Origin of the sequence: Mucilaginibacter galii, assembly GCF_014635825.1 — a bacterium.
GTDB classification, from domain to species: domain Bacteria; phylum Bacteroidota; class Bacteroidia; order Sphingobacteriales; family Sphingobacteriaceae; genus Mucilaginibacter; species Mucilaginibacter galii.
Window position 1 is genome coordinate 96,027 of the sequence record NZ_BMDO01000001.1, and the last position, 17,512, is coordinate 113,538.

The window sequence follows — 17,512 nt, forward strand, 5'->3', positions numbered from 1 at the left end:
ATTAGGCTTTTCCCTCCTCTTTGGCTTTAAGGGCAGCGGCTTTTGCGGCTTGCTTTTCGGCCTGTTGCAGCTCAAATTCTTTCTTTTTCTCGTCTATTAATTCCTGATCCATGTCAGAAAAATGATAGGTCAAGTCGCCCAGTTGATATACGCTACGGTCATATTGGTTGGTCATGGTAATACACTCGGTTGGGCATACCACGGTACAAAGACCACAATACAGGCACTTGGCCATATCAATATCAAACTTGGCAGCATATAGGCGTTTGGTCGATCCATCGGAGGTTTGACCAATAGCTTGAGTAGCTTTGATAGATTCGATAGCGATGCAATCTACAGGGCATATTTTAGCGCACAGATCACACACAATGCAATCGTCTATTTCCACATCCAGTTGGTAACGGCCAACTTCGGGTACCGGCAATTGCTGCTTAGGGTACTGGATGGTATTGGTACCCTCTTCGAGGCGCTTGAAGTAGTTATCTGATTTTACCGACCCTACCTGGCGGTCTTTCCTTGAGGCAAACATATGGCGCAACGTAAGCACCATCCCTTTTGAGGCGGTCGCTAATGCGTTGTATGTTTTTTTAAGTAACACTAATTGTATTCTAATTTTATATAATTACACTAATTTTCCAAATTGAGCAACCGCTTATCCCAATCACATTACATTACCCACAGCCGCCATATGCCCGATATAATCATGCATAAAAACGCCAGTGGTGTAAGCACCTTCCAGCACAAATCCATCAGCTGATCTACCCTTAAACGGGGCAGCGTCCATCTAATCCAAATTTGCACGCCGACTAAGATCAACGTTTTCAGAAATATCCAGATTATACCCCAAACGGTACCTGTTGTCCAGTCGGCAAGCTTAACGCTGCCCATGTTAGGCAGCATGGTATTCCAGGCACCTAAAAACAGGATAACGGCTATCATCGATACCAGGAACATCATAGAATACTCCGCCAGGAAAACAAAACCGAACTTCATCCCGGTAAACTCGGTATGAAAGCCGGCCACCAGTTCTGACTCGGCCTCGGGTATATCAAAGGGTGCCCTGTTGCTTTCTGCAAGCGAGGAGATAAAGTATATCACGAAAGCCACGATCAGGTGCGGGGCTTTAAAAACATTCCAGCTTAGTAAACCCCCAACATGGGTAACATCCCAAATGCCTAAGAATTTTACTTTTTCGGCTGATAGAACACCCTGCTGCATGGATATCTCCTGCAAATCAAGTGTTTGGCTGATCATCACGACGGAGATCAGCGCAAAACCGGCCGGTATTTCATAAGAGATGATCTGTGCTACCGAACGGATGGCGCCCAGCATTGAATACTTGTTATTGGAGCCCCAGCCTGCCATAATGATACCCAATACCTCAATAGACAGAATAGCGAAAAAGTAATATAACCCCAAATTGATTTTTGAAGAGGCCAGTCCGGGTGCCCAGGGCATACAGGCAAAGCCCATATACACCGATACAAATATGATGATAGGTGCCAGCACAAACAACACTTTATCGGCAGCTTGGGGGATTATGGATTCTTTCTGAAGGAGTTTAAGGGCATCGGCCAGGGTTTGGAGCAGGCCAAATTTACCGGTTTCGGTGGGGCCAAGGCGGTCTTGTATGTAAGCTGACACCTTGCGCTCGGCATAAACACCAAACAGCGCAAACAGGGCTGCAAATGCAAACAACCCTATGGCTACGATGATATAGGTGATATAAAAGCTCAAAAATTTAACCCTTAAGATGAACGTGCAAACTTAGGGAATTATGAGGAGAATGAAGAGTTGATATGCAGATTAATGGCACCTGCCACGAAAATAATCTACCATTTAAGTATACAATTTTGCAGGCTTTAAAAAACCTTCAAAAACCGCCTTAAAAGTTCATAAAACTTCAAAAAAATACATTTAATTACTTTTGCTACTTCATGGCTACGTATACCGACTTTACAGGCTCGGGAGAGAACATGGAAGCGTGCTGATCAAAGTCGGCCGTGTCATCGGTGGTGGTAAAAAACTGCCGGCTACCGCCTTGGGTAAGCTGTTCTTCTATTTCGGTATGGCGTTGCAGATAGTAAACCAAACTATGGGCCACGATATCGCCCTGTGCTACTACATTAACATGTGGTGGTAGGTAAGCTTTGATCTTATCTTGCAACAAGGGATAATGGGTACAGGCCAGTAACAAGGTATCAATATCTGGCGCTTGTTCCATGATCTGGTCTAAGTACAGTTTTACATAAGCATCGGCAGCGGGCTTCTCATATTCTCCGTTCTCTATGAGCGGCACCCAAAGCGGACAGGCCTGCTGGTAAACCTGTACCTCCGGAAAAAACTTCTTGATCTCAATGGCATAGGAGCCTGATTGTACGGTACCCTTGGTACCCAATACGCCTATCTTATTAGTTTTTGTATAATTTCCTATTACCTCGGCCGTGGGGCGTATTACACCCAATACCTTCTTATCATCGTGCTTACCCGGCATATCACGCTGCTGTATGGTGCGCAGCGCCTTGGCCGATGCGGTATTGCAAGCCAGTACAACCAGCGGACAACCCTGCGCAAACATCCACTGCACGCACTCCCAGGTGTACTGATGTATGGTGTTAAATGAGCGGTCGCCGTAGGGCGCACGGCTATTATCGCCAAAGTACAAATAGTCGTAGCCCGGCAGTTGCTCTGCTATGGAACGGAAGACCGTTAACCCTCCTATCCCCGAATCAAAAACCCCAATAGGGCGCTTAACTTGCATGGTACAAAAATAAAAAAAGCGAGGGGCTATGCCACTCGCTTTTATGCTTTAAAAAAAACGGATGTTATTTTAAACCTAATTTCAATTTTACAGAGGCTAATAAATCATCGCCCGGAGGAGATACGATCAGGTTAGTAGTACCTGAATCAATTACATAGTTGTAACCTTTTTCTTTAGCTACTGCGTTAATGGCAGCACGTACTTTTTCAAAAAGTGGTTTACCTAATTCGTTTTTCTTAGCTTCAATTTGTTGTTGTGCAGTATTGTTTAAGTCCTGCATACGTTTGTTGATGTCTTGCAATTCATTTTCTGAGGCAATACGGGTTGCATCGGTCATGGTTTTGCTGTTTTTTTGGTAAGCATCACCTTTAGTCTGCAATTCGGTTTGCATAGCTTGCAATTGGTCTACAAATGTTTTTTGGTAGGTTTGCAGTGAAGTTTGTACACCTTTAATTTCTGGTAAGGCATCAATAACTGCGTTAAAATCAATGTAACCAATTTTGCTTTGTGCTTTAGCATAACCCGCCGTCAGCATCATAAATCCTGCAACTAAAGCAACTTTAAATAATCTTTTCATTTCTTTCTTTTGTTCTGTGTTTAATCGTGTGCTATTTTAATCAAAAAAATTTACTTTGCAAAAGCCCCCGGCTTTAAACCTAAACGGGTTATCACCACATCGCTCTTATTATAGCGCGGGTTGGCATACAGCATCATTACTTCGCTGTTTTTATCAAATACCATATCCAGGTTCTCGCTTTCGGCTACTGCTTGTATAGCTTTAGACACTCTTTCCTGAATAGGTTTAACGAGTGTGCTGCTGCGTTGTGCTAATTCTCCCTCGGGGCCAAATTTAGAACGTTGAAAATCCTTAGCGGCTTTTTCCTTGTCTACAATTTCGGCCTCACGGCGTTTCTTCATATCGGCGGTCATTAACACCTGGTCGGCCTGGTAGGCTTTGTACAAGCGGTCAATTTCCTGGAAACGGCCATCAACCTCGCGCTGCCATTGGTCTGACAGGGCTGCCAGTTGTTTTTGCGAAGAAGCGTACTCAGGTACGTGTTTCAAAATGTAATCTGAATCAACAAAGGCAAAACGCTGCGCCCAGGCACTTGCCACGCTTATTAACGTAATGGTTAAGGTAATCAGTATTTTTTTCATGTTGTATTTATTAATTAAAACCACCGCTCAGGCTTTGTGCAATAGAGAAGTGGAACTGCCCTTTGTTAGCTTGGGGCAAGCCCGGGATCTTGTCGAAACCGTAACCGTAATCCAATCCTAACAAGCCAAAGATAGGAAGAAATATTCTTGCACCCACACCCACCGAACGACGGATATTAAACGGATTATAATCGCGGAAATTGTTCCACGTATTACCACCTTCGGCAAATGTTAACAGGAATATGGTAGCCGACTGACTTGCAATAACCGGATAACGCATTTCGAGGGTAAATTTATTATAGATCGGGCTTCCCGGGTTGTTATCAGAGTTATATCCTGAACCTTGAGGCACAATAGAGAAGTTTTGATAGCCTCTTAAAGCAACGATCTCGCTACCTTGTAAGAACTGGTAAGTAGCCATACCATCACCACCTAATTTAAACCTTTCAAACGGCGACGGACCTACTAACTTGTTGTAGCTGCCAATGAAACCGAAACGGGTTTGCGACATTAATACCAGTTTACCTGCAATTTTGGTAAACCACTGGGCATCAAACTTCCATTTGTGATACTCCACAAAGCGGTAGCGCTCCTCAGGCGTGGCAATACGATAATTGGTATTGTTGAACAACGAGTATGGCGGTGTTACCTGCAAGGTGAACTTAATATTAGAACCACTGGTTGGGTAAATAGGTGCATCCACCGAGTTACGGCTAAATTCCTGCGTTAACTTGATGTTGTATGATGTACCGTTTGCAAACAAGAAACCTTGTCTGAAATTGTCTAACGTGTAGTGGTCAAAGTTTAAAGAGTAGTTTAACTGGAAGTAGTTATCTGGCCAGTTTAAACGTTTACCCAGGGTTACACCCACACCGTTAATACGCAAATAGTTATAAAGAGGATTATCTTTGGCATAAAACTGGCCGGTTGAACTCAATTGCGTGTAAGCAGATAAACTGAAGTAGATAGGCTTTTTACCACCTAACCATGGCTCAGAAAAGGTGAACGAAAAGTTTTGGTAGTTTTTACCGTTGGCTTGTCCGCGTAAGCTTAATTTCTGACCATCACCTTTAGGCAGTGGCTTGTAAGCTTTACCATTAAACAGGTTACGTACCGAGAAGTTGTTGAACGTTAAGCCCAGCGTGCCTACCAACTGACCACCACCAAAACCACCCGAAAGTTCGATTTGATCTGACGGTTTTTCAACCACGTTGTAAATAATATCTACCGTACCATCATTAGGGTTAATGTTGGTTGGCTTAGGCTCAATTTTTTGCTCATCAAAGTTACCCAACTGTGTAATTTGACGTGTACTGCGTACAATTAATGCTTTGGAGAATTTTTGACCCGGCTTGGTTGCCAGTTCGCGCAATACTACCTTATCATTGGTTACCTCGTTACCTCTAACCATTACGCGGTTAATGGTATACTGTGCACCTTCATAAATACGGATGTTCAGGTCAATGGTATCGTTGTAGATACGGGTTTGTACTGCTTCAGAGTTAAAGGTTAAGTATCCATCATCCAGGTAAAGGGAGTTGATATCCGAACCATCGGGCGTACCGCCGTTAAGACGTTTACTCAGCTCTTCTTCGCTAAATACATCGCCTTTTTTAATACGTAATATTTTATCAAGCGTAGTGGCCGGGTAGCGGGCATTACCGGCGTAGGTAATATTACCGAAGTAATACTTGTGACCTTCGTAAACTTTAATTTTTACGTTAACGGTATTCTCGTCATGCTTCCAAACCGAATCGCTCAAAATTTCGGCATCGCGGTAACCTTTGGCCTGCATTTTTTCGATCAGCCCCTGCTTGTCCTCTTCGTACTGGTCTTGCTTAAATTTTTTAGAACCGAAGATATTGTAGAATTTCTTTTCCTTGGTTTTACCTAAGTATCCTTTAAGCTTTTTGCTTTTGAACGCCTTGTTACCTTCAAAAATAACCTCGTTAATTTTAACCTTCTGCTTTTTATCTATGTTAACGTTCAGGATAACGGAGTTAGAATCGGCAGGGTCGCGTTGTTGCTTAATGTCTACCGTGGTATTCATATAGCCTTTTTCGTTGAAGTGTTTTTTAACGATGGCCGTAGTGGTACTTAGCAGGTTTTCGTTTACGATCTTTCCTGTTTTATCGTTCAGTTTCTTTTGCACATCCTCAACCTCACCTTTACGAATACCGTTTAAACGCAGGCGCGATAAACGCGGACGCTCGGTAACATACAGCTCGAGATAAACAGTGTCGGCATTCATGCGGGTAATGTTCAATTGAACATCATCAAATAAACCTTGTGCCCACATGTTTTTTAACACGTTGGCCGATGCCTCACCCGGCAAATTTATTTTATCGCCCTTGCTGATCTTGGCAATCTGGATCAATACATCCTTATCGAGGTATTTGGTACCGGCAACAGTTATATCACCTATTATATAGTCTTTGGGGTTAAGATAACTTAAGCTATCAACAGGTATAGAAGATTTGTTGAGACGACTACCCCCTATTTGGGCAAACGTTGCTGTACTTATTAGTGAAAAAAGAATAGCTAAAAAGAGTTTATTCATCCGAATATTTTGTGACGCTAAAGTAATTTAAACGTTTGTTAAAATTTGTTAAAAGAAAAATTAGTTCACCTGCTCACTGGTCTTGCCAAAGCGTCGCTCGCGTTTCTGGTAGTCTAGAATGGCCTCGTACAGGTCTTCGCGCCTAAAATCGGGCCATAGCTTAGTGGTAAAATACAACTCTGCGTATGCAATTTGCCATAGCAGGTAATTACTTATGCGGTACTCGCCGCTGGTCCTGATCATGAGTTCAGGATCGGGCAAATTGTGGGTGTAAAGGTTTTGAGCAAATACATCCTCGGTAATATCTTCGGGGTTAAGCGTACCCTCTTTCACCTGCTCGGCAATGTTCTTGGCCGCCTGCATCAGCTCGCGGCGCGAGCTGTAGCTTAAAGCCAGCGTAAGCACCAACCCGGTGTTACCCGCTGTTTGATCAATAGCGCCCTGCAGTTCGTTATGGCATCTTTTAGGCAGTAACGCTAAATCACCAATGGCGTTAAGCTTTACATTGTTCTGCATCAGTTTTTTGATCTCCTTATTAATGGTACTCACCAGTAGTTCCATAATAGCGGTTACTTCAAAACTGGGGCGGTTCCAGTTTTCGGCAGAGAAGGTATATAGCGTTAAATACTTTACCCCTAATTCCCCGGCACCTTCTACCACATCGCGCACCGATAGTACACCATTATGATGGCCAAATACACGCAACTTGCCTTTACCTTTGGCCCAGCGACCGTTGCCATCCATAATAATAGCCACATGCTGCGGAAGCCTTGATAAATCTATCTGATCTTTATACCCCATAATAGTGATGCTTACCGCCCATAAGTGCAATGCCCAGGGCTTTGCCGCAACCCGTTAATACAGGCTGTGCAGACAGGAATATGTGTTTAGAGTTAATCACTTTTAATTTAATAACCACAATTTTGAGCATGCAAAAAGCGCATAATCATGATTTTTTCAGGGTACAAAGGTAAAACTATACTTTGATTTATTTATTATTCAAAAAACAAAAAGAAATTGCATTTGTACGTAAACCGTTAATTGCCAATAGTGCAACATAAAAAAACAGCTTTGCGGTATGCAAAGCTGTTTTTAATTAGTCTATTATTTTATTGAATCCGTATTTGCGAGGTACGAAACAAATGCATGATTTATAAACTTATGTCAGTCTGAGCTCGTCGAAGACTTGTACGCTGGCTAAGTCTTCGACAAGCTCAGACTGACAATTGGGTTATTACTTATTTAAGACAACTTTAGTATTACAAAGAGGTCGTTAAGTAATGCTCTAATAAATAGCCTGCTTCTTTAACAGGTCAACATCCTTATCGGTAATGTCTACCACCGCATAAATATTGGTTCTGGTGATGTTGAGTTCGTCTAAAGCATCAACCAGGTTACCGTAAACACAGTGATCACTTGGTTTCACTACAACAATAGCCTCTTTGCCGGTATTACGCTTAATTTCTGCTTTGGCATCTAACAACGCTTTACGCAATCCGTTCTTGCCATAACTTAATACCTGCGGCGTAGTAGATAAGCCTTTGTAAAGTAGTAGTTTATTTTCTTTACCTAAACACAGCGTTATGCTTCGGCTTTGCGGCACAGGACCACCAGGCCCTTCAACCGGCATAGCCAGATCCATGGCCTTGGGCTTGGATAGCGTGGTGGTGAGCATAAAGAAGGTGACCAGCAGAAACGCCAGGTCTACCATGGCGGTAAGGTCAACACGCATACTTTTGGGTTGACGTGCTTTTTTGCCATCATTTTTTTCGGAAGATGAATTGAGCTCGGCCATAATACAAAGATTAAAGGTTAATAATTGGAGAATTAACTATTAAACGAATATAAGCAATGTATTGTTCCGTAACGAAGAATATTATTTTATTAAATGGGTATTTTCCGTTATATTTCAACAACACATGCGTAGCATGGCATAAGTTAACGGTCAATTACAGTTAATGCCAAACAAATAATGGCGGGTTAGGGTTATTTAACCTACATCAATACTATACTATGAATAATTTTTTCCGAACCATTATTGCTGCCTGGGGCGCCAAAAAGTTAGGCGGAGGCTGCCTTTCTACCATTGTTATATTTATTGTCATCTACACTTTGCTGGGTAAGTGCAATCAACCTGCACGAGCATCTGAAGCAGCAGGACACATTAAAACCGAGGTTTTAGCCAAACCATCTGAAGCCAATACGCCTAAACCGGCAGGCTTACACCGTTAATACAATTCAATTATTAGATAACTGATCCTTTGCGCAAGCAAGGGATTTTTTGTTGGCCTGAAGTTTAAGAGAGCTTAGTAATAGCAGTTTTTGCTGATAAAAGTGTAGGATATACCTATGCCGAAGAAAACATAGGTATCGTGCTTGCGGCCGTCGCCACGCTGGGTACCTGCTGCGCCGGTGTAAACACCTGTCCGTTCGCCAGAGCGGTCTGAAAGGGCAAGGGCCACAGGGTCGGTAAAAATCCGGCGGTCGGCGTAGTTGCCGCTTACATCGTCAAGATAGTCGGTATAGGCGCTGCGGTAGCCAATATCTGCCGTGAGGCTAAGCTTACCAAATATATTGTACTTTACCCCTGCGCCAAAGGGTATGGCAAAAGCCGAATTTTTATAAAGCGCATTATTACCCTCGGTATTCAGGGGGCGCAAATCGTAGGTTTGATTTTTGTACGTAGCCTGCGGATTGTAACTTATGCCTGCTATACCGGCATAAATAAATGGCGTAAAACTGTTATAGCCACTACCGGGGCGGTATTCAAAAAAGTTAAACTCCCCTACCAGGGCAAATTCGTTAAGTGGCGTGTAAAAGCTAAGATTACGGCCGCGTTGCTGTGCGTATTTGGAGGTACTGTCGGCCCCTTCAATTTGCGCTTTGCTGGCACTGGCCTTGAGCGAAAGGTAGCCGTTAATGTTATAGCGTAAAAACAAACCCGCCATGGAGCCGCTTACCTGCAGCGGGTTGCGTTGGTTTAAATCGCCCTGATAGCCTGCCGCACCGGCCTGCACACCAAACTCCCATTTCTGGGCTCTAGCTTGTACAACTGTTAAAACAAACAGCAGGAAAATTAAACACCGGGGCATTGTGCAAAGTTAATAGTTGCGGGCATCTAATCCCCACAATAATTTATTTCTTAGCGTTTGCAGGTAACTCTCATTATTAAGCCTTACGAGGTTAAGTTTGAAGCCGGCCTTGCGAATGTCAAACTTCATATTGGTATCTATCACCGCCGTGCGCGAATCACAAGAGATCAAATAATTAGCACTGCGGGTTTCTACCTCGAAGGTTAGTGTACAGCTATCGGGCAGTACAATTGGCCTCACGTTTAAATTATGTGGCGATATAGGTGTAACTACAATGGTGTCTGACTGCGGTAAAATGATAGGTCCGCCGCAACTTAACGAATAAGCGGTAGAGCCGGTAGCTGTGGAAATAATAATACCATCGCCCCAATAGGTGTTTAAAAATTCTCCGTTAAGATAGGCGTGCATGGTGATCATGGCGGCATCATCCCGCTTGTGGATGGTAATATCGTTGAGGGCAAAGTTTTCGTTTCCAAAAACGGAGGCATCTGAACAAATGCTGATAAGCTCGCGACTGTCAATGGAAAACTCTTTGTTTACAACTGCATAAATAGCGGCGGCAATATCGTTTTTGTTTACGCTGGCTAAATACCCCAAACGCCCAAAATTAATACCGATTACCGGGATGCCGCTATCGCGTATAAGGGTAACCATATCCAGCAGTGTACCATCGCCGCCCAGGGTAATTACCAGGTCAATAAAGCCGCTTAATTCGCGATTGGCTTCAAGTACAGGATAAGCAGAAATATTGATCTGATCTTTAAGTGAACCGTAAAGCTGGTGATGAATATAAACTTCGACAGGGTGTTGTGACAGGGCATCAAATACTTGCTGTATATAAGGGAGTACGGTATCGTTAAACTGCCTGCCGTAGATTGCTATCTTCATAAATTAAATGTTCAGATAATTCATGAACGATTCGTACCGGTTCTTCGAATTATCTTCGCCATCATTGTGATTAAAGGTTGCCTTTACATCGTACCCGTAACGCAAAAAGGCGGCGTTGATGGATGATATATCGGGTTTATTAAGTTTGAGGGTGACCTCCATTTTGGTACTATCAGGGAAGGTACGCACGTACGAACTCAGGATCTGCGCGTTGTCTGACTCCACTATCTGCGCCATTTGCGTCATGGAGTTCTCTTTATTGCTCACCTCCAACACAATGATACCGCCTGGTTGGGCTACAGCTGTAATTTCAGCAAAGTAGTTGTTCATTGCGTTATGATCAATCACCCCGTCGTAATTCTTAGAAGAATCAAGTACCGGCACCATGCTTAGTTTATGCTCGTAAAACATGCGCACCACGTCGTACACGTGTTGCTCTTCGTATACAAAAGCATTTACATGCAAGTGCGGTAATGAGCTTATAGGCAGACTATGGTCGGGCTCGGTTATATCAGCCTCGGCCAGCATGCCTATAAATTGCTGATCATTCACAACAGGCAGGTGCCGCACCCTAAATTCAACCATACGGTCTATCGCACGCTGTATGGTATCGGTTGTGGTAACCGGTGGTATGGTGTCGGCAGCTAACTCTATTGCAAGCATAATGTTAAACTTTGGTTTTCAAATATTCCAGGTATTCATTCAACAACCGGTTAAACTCCGTCGGTCGCTCCATCATGGGCGCATGTCCGCATTTGTCTACCCAGTATATTTTAGAATCGGGCAGCAGCTGGTTAAATTCAACAGCCACCTCGGGCGGGGTTATCTTATCATCTTTACCCCAAATGAGGCCAACCGGTATCTTGATCTTTTTCAAGTCTTTAGCCATATTATGCCTGATAGCCGATTTAGCCATAGCCAATATACGTATAACTTTCGACCGGTCGTTAATCATGATAAAAACTTCATCTACCAGATCTTTAGTAGCCGTAGCCGGATCATAGAATGTATATTCTACTTTTTCCTTTACAAAATCATAACTCTCGCGTTTAGGGAACGTACCGCCAAAAGCGTTTTCGTACAAACCCGAACTGCCGGTTAACACCAGCGACTTAATTCTTTCGGGGTGTGCCAGTGTATAAATTAATCCAACGTGTCCACCAAGGGAGTTGCCTATCAAGGTAATATTATCCAAATCTTTATGCTTAATAAAACGATGGACGTGCTTACTTAGTGTTTTAACACCGGTAGTTAATATTGGCAGATCATAAATGGGCAGTATGGGGATAATAACGCGGTAGCGGTCTTTAAAATGATCAATAACCTCCTCCCAGTTGCTTAAAGCACCCATTAGGCCATGCAGCAGCAATAACACCTCGCCCTGGCCTTCATCGATGTATATAAATCCTTTTTCCTCTTTAAGCACAAATTTCATATCGGGAAGTGTAATAGCTATATAAATAACGGTCAGTACATTATACCATTTTTAAAAACGGTATAAAACATTATAATTTTGGTTATAAAATTAGGTTTTTGAAACAGAGTTACAATACTCTTAACAAATATATTAGGCCAATAATTGTTTTACCACTTCAGATATTGTTTTGCCATCGGCTTTGCCGGCCAGTTCTTTGTTGGCGGCACCCATAACCTTACCCATGTCTTTAACCGAGGTTGCACCTACCCTGCTAATTAAATCTTTCAGGAAAGTTTCTACCTCCTCACGGCTCATTTGCTTAGGCAGGTAAGCTTCTATATATTCCATTTCTTCCTTCTCAATCTGGTACAGATCAGGACGGTTTTGCGCCTGGTAGATATCGGCCGATTCTTTACGTTGCTTAACCAGCTTTTGCAAAACCTTGATCTCGGCTTCTTCGCTTACTTCCTCGGCAGCACCTTTTTCGGTTTTGGCTAACAACAATGCCGATTTTACGGCACGCAAGGCACGCAAACGGGCTTCCTGTTTGCCCAGCATGGCTTGTTTAATATCTTGGTTTATTTGGGTTTCTAATGACATGATAGTTATTAAGTTATTAGGTTGTTAAGTTATTGGTTGGCCCATACCGTCATTGCGAGGTACGAAGCAATCTCTGCGGAGGCTAACAAAGCGTTTACCCTTGCGTGCAGGGATTATTAATGCATTGTTTGTTTTCAATGGTATTAATGAACTCCCTTTGGTCGGTTGTCTTCGCTATCGCTCGCAAAGACGATTATTTAAATTATCCTCTAAATATAGTACCTGCGTTTGCCTGTGCGGTTGGCATTAATAACATATCGTTTACGTTTACGTGGGCAGGGCGCGAAGCTACGTACCAAATGGCATCGGCTACGTCTTCGGCGCTTAACGGGGTAAAGCCTTCATAAACTTTTTCAGCCCGTTCCTTATCGCCTTTAAAGCGCACTTCCGAAAATTCGGTTTCTACAGCGCCGGGGTGTATGGCCGTTACCTTGATGCCATGGGGCAACAAATCTAAACGCATGCCCTGGTTCAGCGCATCAACGGCCGCTTTGGTAGCGCAATATACGTTACCATTAGTATATACATTTTTACCGGCTATGGAGCCCAGGTTAATGATATGTCCTTTGCCATTCGTGATCATCCAGTTAGACACGATCTTGCTTACGTAAAGCAGGCCCTTAATGTTGGTATCTATCATGGTATCCCAGTCGTCCGTGTTTCCGTTTTGTATGGGATCCAAGCCCTGGCTTAACCCAGCATTGTTGACCAGCACATCTACCAATTTCATTTCGGCCGGCAAAGTTTCAAGATGGTGGGCCACATGCTCCTTACTGCGAATATCGAATGCAGCTACAGCAATGCGTACATTATACGTACTATTTAAATTTTGCGCCAGTTGATCTAACCTGTCCTGACGGCGACCCGTTAAAATAAGATCGTAGCCTTCGCGGGCAAATAAATGTGCACAGGCCTCGCCTATTCCGGCAGTGGCACCTGTTATTAAAGCAATTTTAGCCATAGATATTTAACTAAGCAGGCGAAATTATGTTTTTTATCCTTGTCTGAACCAGAATTTGAAGAATTAATAGAATTTACTGAATTATATGACTTGAATGTTATTGAAGGTGGTATATGCATTTTTGGATATTAGTCCGCAGACCTCGTGACGTATCTTAGTTTGAACGTTAACACTTAATTTAATTCTAAGCTTATAAAAGTAAGCGTGGACGCTTACTTTAAAATGCATTCAGGCGTGGACGCATGAATGAGCGAGTTGTATTGTAAACTGCTGAATAAGCAAATTTTATTTTGAAACACTTAAATAGGAAATTCTGAAAGTTCAACTAATTTTTCAAATTCCTGTTCAGACTACTCAAAATGCAAACTGAACATAATACTATGCAAAAACAACTTGCTTATTGGATTTGAAAAAGGCGTGTTCTCTGCAATAAGAACGTTGCCAAAAGAGTTACCCACTTTAATTTCGGGCGACATCTTGAAGTACTCAAAATAAATATCAAAGCCAAAACCAGCTTCGTACGATGCAAAGCCGCGGTTGTTACGGATCTTGCGTTGCAGCGGAGCTTCGTTTTCATCAACCTGCCCTTTGCTTACCTCCATAGAATATTTGGCTCCGCCTACCAGGTAAGCCCTTACGTTACCAATTTTATCAGACCGTAGTTTGAGCAGCAATGGTATCTCTACCGTAGTGCTTTGCACCTGGCGGTTGGCATTTTGCGATGGCGTTTTGTAAGTATAGTTAAGTTCACGGTCGGCAAAAACCAGCGCGGGTGTAGTGCGTACCTCCAGGTTCTCGCTCAGGCGGTAACGGGTAATAAAACCTACGGTAAAACCGGGCGATGAACGCGAGGTGATACTGGTTAGCGAATCGGTAATATTTCTATTGATCTCTGCATCGTAAAAAGGTGTGCGCCAGTCAGGCTTTTTTACGATCTTATAGTTTTGATTAAGGTACTGAAAACTAAAACCGAAGCTCACCTTATTATCATCGGCACCGCCACCCCAGGCCTGCGCATTAACCAACCGGCTAAACAGCAGGGCCGCAAACAATAAAAGGGCTTTAGGCAAATTCATTCCTTTATTTAATACCGGTATATATGGAACAAATACCAAAGGTAAGCGGCCTGTTCTTTGTGTTTTTAAAACCAACTTTATCCATCATGGCCACAAAATCTTTTCCATCCGGAAAGGCAGCTACAGACTCGGGCAGGTATGAATAAGCGCGCGAATCTTTAGAGAACAGCTTGCCTATACCGGGTGTGATGTATTTGAAATAAAAGTTATACAGCTGCTTAACAGGGAAACCTTTGGGCTTAGAAAACTCAAGCACTACGGCTTTACCTCCAGGTTTTAAAACCCTGAGCATATCGGCCAAACCAACTTCAAGGTTTTCAAAATTACGCACGCCATAAGCTACAGTAAGAGCATCAAACTCGTTATCAGCAAAAGGCAGTTTTTCCGAGTCGCCCAACCTAACCTCGAAACGTTTGCTTAGCTTACGCTTGGTTATTTTTTCCTTAGCTATCTCCAGCATCCCGGCAGAAATATCAACGCCAATGATTTGATCGGGTTGTAATATCTTCAGGGCCTCGAAAGCAAAATCGCCGGTACCGGTAGCTACATCTAGTATGCGTTTAGGCTGCTGTGCTTTAAGCTCATTTATGGCAATTTTACGCCAAATGATATCAATACCCAACGACATGAAGTGGTTCAAAAAATCATAAGTTTTAGATATGTTATTAAACATATCGGCCACCTGTTCTTTTTTAGTTGCCTGCTGATTTTGATAGGGCGTTACAGTTTTACTCATGGGCTGTAAAGATAGTGAATTTGTGATTATGCTGTGGCGGATTTGCAGCCGGGTTGTAAGATATGACACTATACACTTCCATTATATGTGCACCTAATAAAGCTTAAGTTAGAAATTTATCTTAACCATTAAAACAATTGCCTTACATAGCCGGTTTAATTACTAAATATATTAGTATGACAACTGAAGATAAAGATCAAACCGGAGACTTGTTTGAAGATAACAACACCGGCAATACCACAAACGAAACGGGTGATGTAAAAGGCTCGAACACCGAAAAAGACCCGGACGATTGGACAACCGGCGATGAGCCTATGACCGGCGCACAGCATTCGTATTTAAAAACACTGTCTGACGAAGCAAAGGAAGAGTTTGATGAAAGTTTAAACAAGGCAGAAGCGTCTAAAAAAATAGACGAACTGCAGCACAAAACCGGAAGAGGATTATAAGAGTTTAGTAATAAGTTGTGGGGAGCGAGGTTCGAAGTTAAATAATTATACACCTCAACTTCGCTTCCCGCAGCTTTAATTAGTTAATCAGACATCCGGTTGGCATCGGCAAAGGTTTTCATCATTCCTAAAATGGAGCTGGTTTCTGCTGCAATCCAGTTCTTACCTAAAGACTTAGGATCGGTAAATCCGCCTAACTCTTGCAGTTCCTTTGCACTGGCTGATTTAAAGCCCATAGACCAGTGCGGAAAATTGGGTGTATCTATATCACCCTCGGCCATCTTTATAATATTCTTATGCCTTTGATCGGCAATAATGGTTTCATAGGTTTTGGTCAGCACATCAGCATCACCTTCCAACACTTGTATAAAAGTACCTTCTCCATACAGCAGCATTCCGGTAAGATTATTTCGCTGATTATTTTTACGGCTTACGGCCAGTATATCAAGCAATTCGTCCTGGTTAAGTAAACGATAGGCAGTGCTGATGTAAACAAGATATTTCATGAGTGTAGTATGTGCAGCAAATATATCAGCTGCACATACTAATTCTCACAACTTACCGAACTAAATGATCCGGTTATTAATAAATTAATTTGCGACTTTAATTTCAGGCGGCAGTGCGGATGCTGTCGTCAACCATACCTATCAGTTGTGCAACATCAAACGGTTTCGGTAATATAGCATCGGGAGGGCCTGGCTGACTGTAACACTCTTCAATATCGTCCCTGCCCGAACACAGTATAACACTAATACCGTTATAAGTTTTAGATTGCTTTATAATGCCGCACAGGTCGCGTCCGTCGCCATCGGGCAGTTGCGCATCTAAAATAATTAAACCAGGTTGGTATGTACCTATACACTCAAACAAGCCGGCTGCTCTGCTCAAAGTTTCCACCTCATAACCTTGTGTACTCAAGATCTGTGACATGAGGCTTAACATAAATTCGTTATCGTCTACTACTAAAATCTTGTTTTTCATGTTTGCCAAATTTGTACAAACGCATAATTACAAAGCCCATGCCACCAACAACCAATAGTTAATAAATATAACCATGGTTAATAAATTTATAGCTTTTACATATACGTATACAGTCATTCTGCTTATAAGCTCTAAAAAATATTTTTTTACTTTTATGGCCGATGGATAGTGGCCTGAATTTGATACTCAATAACGTAAGTAAACATACAATGCTTACTCCTGCCGAAAAAGATATCTTCACCCAGATGCTGCAGTCCAAAAAACTAAAGCGCAAGCAACATTGGGTGGCCACCGGCGATATATGCCGGCATTCGGCCTTTGTAATTTCGGGATGTTTACGGGGATATACGGTAGATGCCAACGGCTTTGAGCATGTGCTTAGCTTTGCCCCTACCGACTGGTGGATGGCTGATATGTACAGCCTGATTACCCACCAGCCCGGCAGTCTAAACATTGAAGCATTAGAAGAAACCGAAATGTTGCTGCTCCCTAAAACTGCCCAGGAAGAATTATATAAGTTAGTACCTAAGTTTGAGCACGTTTTCCGCATACTGGCCGAAAAATCTTTGATTGCCTACCAGCAACGCCTGATAGATAACCTGAGCCTGCCCGCCGCCGAGCGCTATTCCCGCTTTTGCAGCCGCTACCCTACCCTTATTTACCACCTGCCGCAAAAACAAATAGCCTCCTACATAGGCGTAACGCCCGAATTTTTCAGTAAGATGCGCAAAGGCATGTAGTTGTGAGTTGTGAGTTGTGAGTTGTGAGTTGTGAGTTGTGAGTTGTGAGTTGTGAGTTGTGAGTTGTGAGTTGTGAGTTGTGAGTTGTGAGTT

General features: G+C 42.8%; 21 protein-coding genes. 3 read left to right on the plus strand and 18 right to left on the minus strand.

What is annotated here, in order from left to right; all coding sequences use genetic code 11:
- Position 1 precedes the first annotated feature (1 nt).
- From IEV61_RS00475 to IEV61_RS00510, 8 genes are all read right to left on the minus strand, one after another.
- Complete coding sequence (locus tag IEV61_RS00475; protein WP_229746984.1) at positions 2–598, minus strand: 4Fe-4S dicluster domain-containing protein; 597 nt, start codon at positions 596–598, stop codon at positions 2–4.
- A gap of 68 nt (positions 599–666) precedes the next feature.
- Positions 667–1,737, minus strand: coding sequence for an NADH-quinone oxidoreductase subunit NuoH (nuoH, locus tag IEV61_RS00480; RefSeq protein ID WP_188412791.1), 1,071 nt, complete (start codon positions 1,735–1,737; stop codon positions 667–669).
- A 193-nt stretch (positions 1,738–1,930) separates the two neighbouring features.
- Positions 1,931–2,761: a glutamate racemase gene (gene murI / locus IEV61_RS00485; protein ID WP_188412792.1), complete on the minus strand. Its 831-nt coding sequence runs from the start codon at positions 2,759–2,761 to the stop codon at positions 1,931–1,933.
- Positions 2,762–2,825: 64 nt separating this feature from the next.
- The gene (locus IEV61_RS00490) at positions 2,826–3,338 is read right to left on the minus strand and encodes an OmpH/Skp family outer membrane protein (protein WP_188412793.1); all 513 of its coding nucleotides are present in this window, start codon (positions 3,336–3,338) and stop codon (positions 2,826–2,828) included.
- Between the two features lie 50 nt (positions 3,339–3,388).
- Positions 3,389–3,919 carry an OmpH/Skp family outer membrane protein gene (locus IEV61_RS00495; protein ID WP_188412794.1) on the minus strand — a complete coding sequence of 177 codons (531 nt, stop codon included), beginning with the start codon at positions 3,917–3,919 and terminating at the stop codon, positions 3,389–3,391.
- Positions 3,920–3,929: 10 nt separating this feature from the next.
- A complete protein-coding gene (gene bamA, locus IEV61_RS00500; RefSeq protein WP_188412795.1) occupies positions 3,930–6,479 on the minus strand; it encodes an outer membrane protein assembly factor BamA in 2,550 nt (849 codons plus the stop codon).
- A 60-nt stretch (positions 6,480–6,539) separates the two neighbouring features.
- Positions 6,540–7,280: an undecaprenyl pyrophosphate synthase gene (uppS, locus tag IEV61_RS00505; protein WP_188412796.1), complete on the minus strand. Its 741-nt coding sequence runs from the start codon at positions 7,278–7,280 to the stop codon at positions 6,540–6,542.
- Between the two features lie 484 nt (positions 7,281–7,764).
- Positions 7,765–8,274, minus strand: a complete 510-nt coding sequence (locus IEV61_RS00510; RefSeq protein ID WP_188412798.1) for an ExbD/TolR family protein — start codon at positions 8,272–8,274, stop codon at positions 7,765–7,767.
- A 218-nt stretch (positions 8,275–8,492) separates the two neighbouring features.
- Between IEV61_RS00510 and IEV61_RS00515 the strand changes: the two genes are divergently transcribed.
- Positions 8,493–8,711, plus strand: a complete 219-nt coding sequence (locus IEV61_RS00515; protein WP_188414462.1) for a hypothetical protein — start codon at positions 8,493–8,495, stop codon at positions 8,709–8,711.
- Between the two features lie 74 nt (positions 8,712–8,785).
- On the opposite strand, the gene porG is transcribed toward IEV61_RS00515, so the two are convergent.
- The 8 genes from porG to ubiE form a co-directional block, all read right to left on the minus strand.
- A complete protein-coding gene (gene porG, locus IEV61_RS00520) occupies positions 8,786–9,571 on the minus strand; it encodes a type IX secretion system protein PorG (RefSeq protein WP_188412800.1) in 786 nt (261 codons plus the stop codon).
- A gap of 9 nt (positions 9,572–9,580) precedes the next feature.
- Entirely contained in the window at positions 9,581–10,459 is an 879-nt protein-coding gene (locus IEV61_RS00525) for an NAD kinase (RefSeq protein ID WP_188412802.1), read from the minus strand.
- A gap of 3 nt (positions 10,460–10,462) precedes the next feature.
- Entirely contained in the window at positions 10,463–11,122 is a 660-nt protein-coding gene (locus tag IEV61_RS00530) for a CBS domain-containing protein (RefSeq protein ID WP_188412804.1), read from the minus strand.
- Between the two features lie 4 nt (positions 11,123–11,126).
- A complete protein-coding gene (locus IEV61_RS00535; protein WP_188412806.1) occupies positions 11,127–11,894 on the minus strand; it encodes an alpha/beta fold hydrolase in 768 nt (255 codons plus the stop codon).
- A 132-nt stretch (positions 11,895–12,026) separates the two neighbouring features.
- Positions 12,027–12,476 carry a GatB/YqeY domain-containing protein gene (locus IEV61_RS00540; RefSeq protein WP_188412808.1) on the minus strand — a complete coding sequence of 150 codons (450 nt, stop codon included), beginning with the start codon at positions 12,474–12,476 and terminating at the stop codon, positions 12,027–12,029.
- A 202-nt stretch (positions 12,477–12,678) separates the two neighbouring features.
- Positions 12,679–13,437, minus strand: coding sequence for an SDR family NAD(P)-dependent oxidoreductase (locus IEV61_RS00545; protein WP_188412810.1), 759 nt, complete (start codon positions 13,435–13,437; stop codon positions 12,679–12,681).
- Positions 13,438–13,787: 350 nt separating this feature from the next.
- Entirely contained in the window at positions 13,788–14,513 is a 726-nt protein-coding gene (porT, locus tag IEV61_RS00550) for a type IX secretion/gliding motility protein PorT/SprT (protein ID WP_188412812.1), read from the minus strand.
- 4 nt (positions 14,514–14,517) lie between these two features.
- Positions 14,518–15,249: a bifunctional demethylmenaquinone methyltransferase/2-methoxy-6-polyprenyl-1,4-benzoquinol methylase UbiE gene (gene ubiE, locus IEV61_RS00555; RefSeq protein WP_188412814.1), complete on the minus strand. Its 732-nt coding sequence runs from the start codon at positions 15,247–15,249 to the stop codon at positions 14,518–14,520.
- 176 nt (positions 15,250–15,425) lie between these two features.
- Here ubiE and IEV61_RS00560 point away from each other — a divergent pair, with 176 nt between their 5' ends.
- Positions 15,426–15,698: a DUF3072 domain-containing protein gene (locus IEV61_RS00560; protein ID WP_188412816.1), complete on the plus strand. Its 273-nt coding sequence runs from the start codon at positions 15,426–15,428 to the stop codon at positions 15,696–15,698.
- An 83-nt stretch (positions 15,699–15,781) separates the two neighbouring features.
- On the opposite strand, the gene IEV61_RS00565 is transcribed toward IEV61_RS00560, so the two are convergent.
- Both IEV61_RS00565 and IEV61_RS00570 read right to left on the minus strand, forming a co-directional pair.
- Positions 15,782–16,204, minus strand: coding sequence for a BLUF domain-containing protein (locus IEV61_RS00565; protein ID WP_188412818.1), 423 nt, complete (start codon positions 16,202–16,204; stop codon positions 15,782–15,784).
- A 103-nt stretch (positions 16,205–16,307) separates the two neighbouring features.
- Entirely contained in the window at positions 16,308–16,679 is a 372-nt protein-coding gene (locus IEV61_RS00570; RefSeq protein WP_188412819.1) for a response regulator, read from the minus strand.
- 161 nt (positions 16,680–16,840) lie between these two features.
- On the opposite strand from IEV61_RS00570, the gene IEV61_RS00575 reads away from it, so the two are divergent.
- Positions 16,841–17,419, plus strand: a complete 579-nt coding sequence (locus IEV61_RS00575) for a Crp/Fnr family transcriptional regulator (RefSeq protein ID WP_229746985.1) — start codon at positions 16,841–16,843, stop codon at positions 17,417–17,419.
- Positions 17,420–17,512 lie beyond the last annotated feature (93 nt).

Coding starts and splice junctions, on each gene's coding strand:
- murI (WP_188412792.1), bottom strand. CDS start 2,761: ATGCAAGTTAAGCGCCCTATTGGGGTTTTTGATTCGGGGATAGGAGGG.
- IEV61_RS00490 (WP_188412793.1), bottom strand. CDS start 3,338: ATGAAAAGATTATTTAAAGTTGCTTTAGTTGCAGGATTTATGATGCTG.
- IEV61_RS00495 (WP_188412794.1), bottom strand. CDS start 3,919: ATGAAAAAAATACTGATTACCTTAACCATTACGTTAATAAGCGTGGCA.
- bamA (WP_188412795.1), bottom strand. CDS start 6,479: ATGAATAAACTCTTTTTAGCTATTCTTTTTTCACTAATAAGTACAGCA.
- uppS (WP_188412796.1), bottom strand. CDS start 7,280: ATGGGGTATAAAGATCAGATAGATTTATCAAGGCTTCCGCAGCATGTG.
- IEV61_RS00510 (WP_188412798.1), bottom strand. CDS start 8,274: ATGGCCGAGCTCAATTCATCTTCCGAAAAAAATGATGGCAAAAAAGCA.
- IEV61_RS00515 (WP_188414462.1), top strand. CDS start 8,493: ATGAATAATTTTTTCCGAACCATTATTGCTGCCTGGGGCGCCAAAAAG.
- porG (WP_188412800.1), bottom strand. CDS start 9,571: ATGCCCCGGTGTTTAATTTTCCTGCTGTTTGTTTTAACAGTTGTACAA.
- IEV61_RS00525 (WP_188412802.1), bottom strand. CDS start 10,459: ATGAAGATAGCAATCTACGGCAGGCAGTTTAACGATACCGTACTCCCT.
- IEV61_RS00530 (WP_188412804.1), bottom strand. CDS start 11,122: ATGCTTGCAATAGAGTTAGCTGCCGACACCATACCACCGGTTACCACA.
- IEV61_RS00535 (WP_188412806.1), bottom strand. CDS start 11,894: ATGAAATTTGTGCTTAAAGAGGAAAAAGGATTTATATACATCGATGAA.
- IEV61_RS00540 (WP_188412808.1), bottom strand. CDS start 12,476: ATGTCATTAGAAACCCAAATAAACCAAGATATTAAACAAGCCATGCTG.
- IEV61_RS00545 (WP_188412810.1), bottom strand. CDS start 13,437: ATGGCTAAAATTGCTTTAATAACAGGTGCCACTGCCGGAATAGGCGAG.
- porT (WP_188412812.1), bottom strand. CDS start 14,513: ATGAATTTGCCTAAAGCCCTTTTATTGTTTGCGGCCCTGCTGTTTAGC.
- ubiE (WP_188412814.1), bottom strand. CDS start 15,249: ATGAGTAAAACTGTAACGCCCTATCAAAATCAGCAGGCAACTAAAAAA.
- IEV61_RS00560 (WP_188412816.1), top strand. CDS start 15,426: ATGACAACTGAAGATAAAGATCAAACCGGAGACTTGTTTGAAGATAAC.
- IEV61_RS00565 (WP_188412818.1), bottom strand. CDS start 16,204: ATGAAATATCTTGTTTACATCAGCACTGCCTATCGTTTACTTAACCAG.
- IEV61_RS00570 (WP_188412819.1), bottom strand. CDS start 16,679: ATGAAAAACAAGATTTTAGTAGTAGACGATAACGAATTTATGTTAAGC.
- IEV61_RS00575 (WP_229746985.1), top strand. CDS start 16,841: ATGGATAGTGGCCTGAATTTGATACTCAATAACGTAAGTAAACATACA.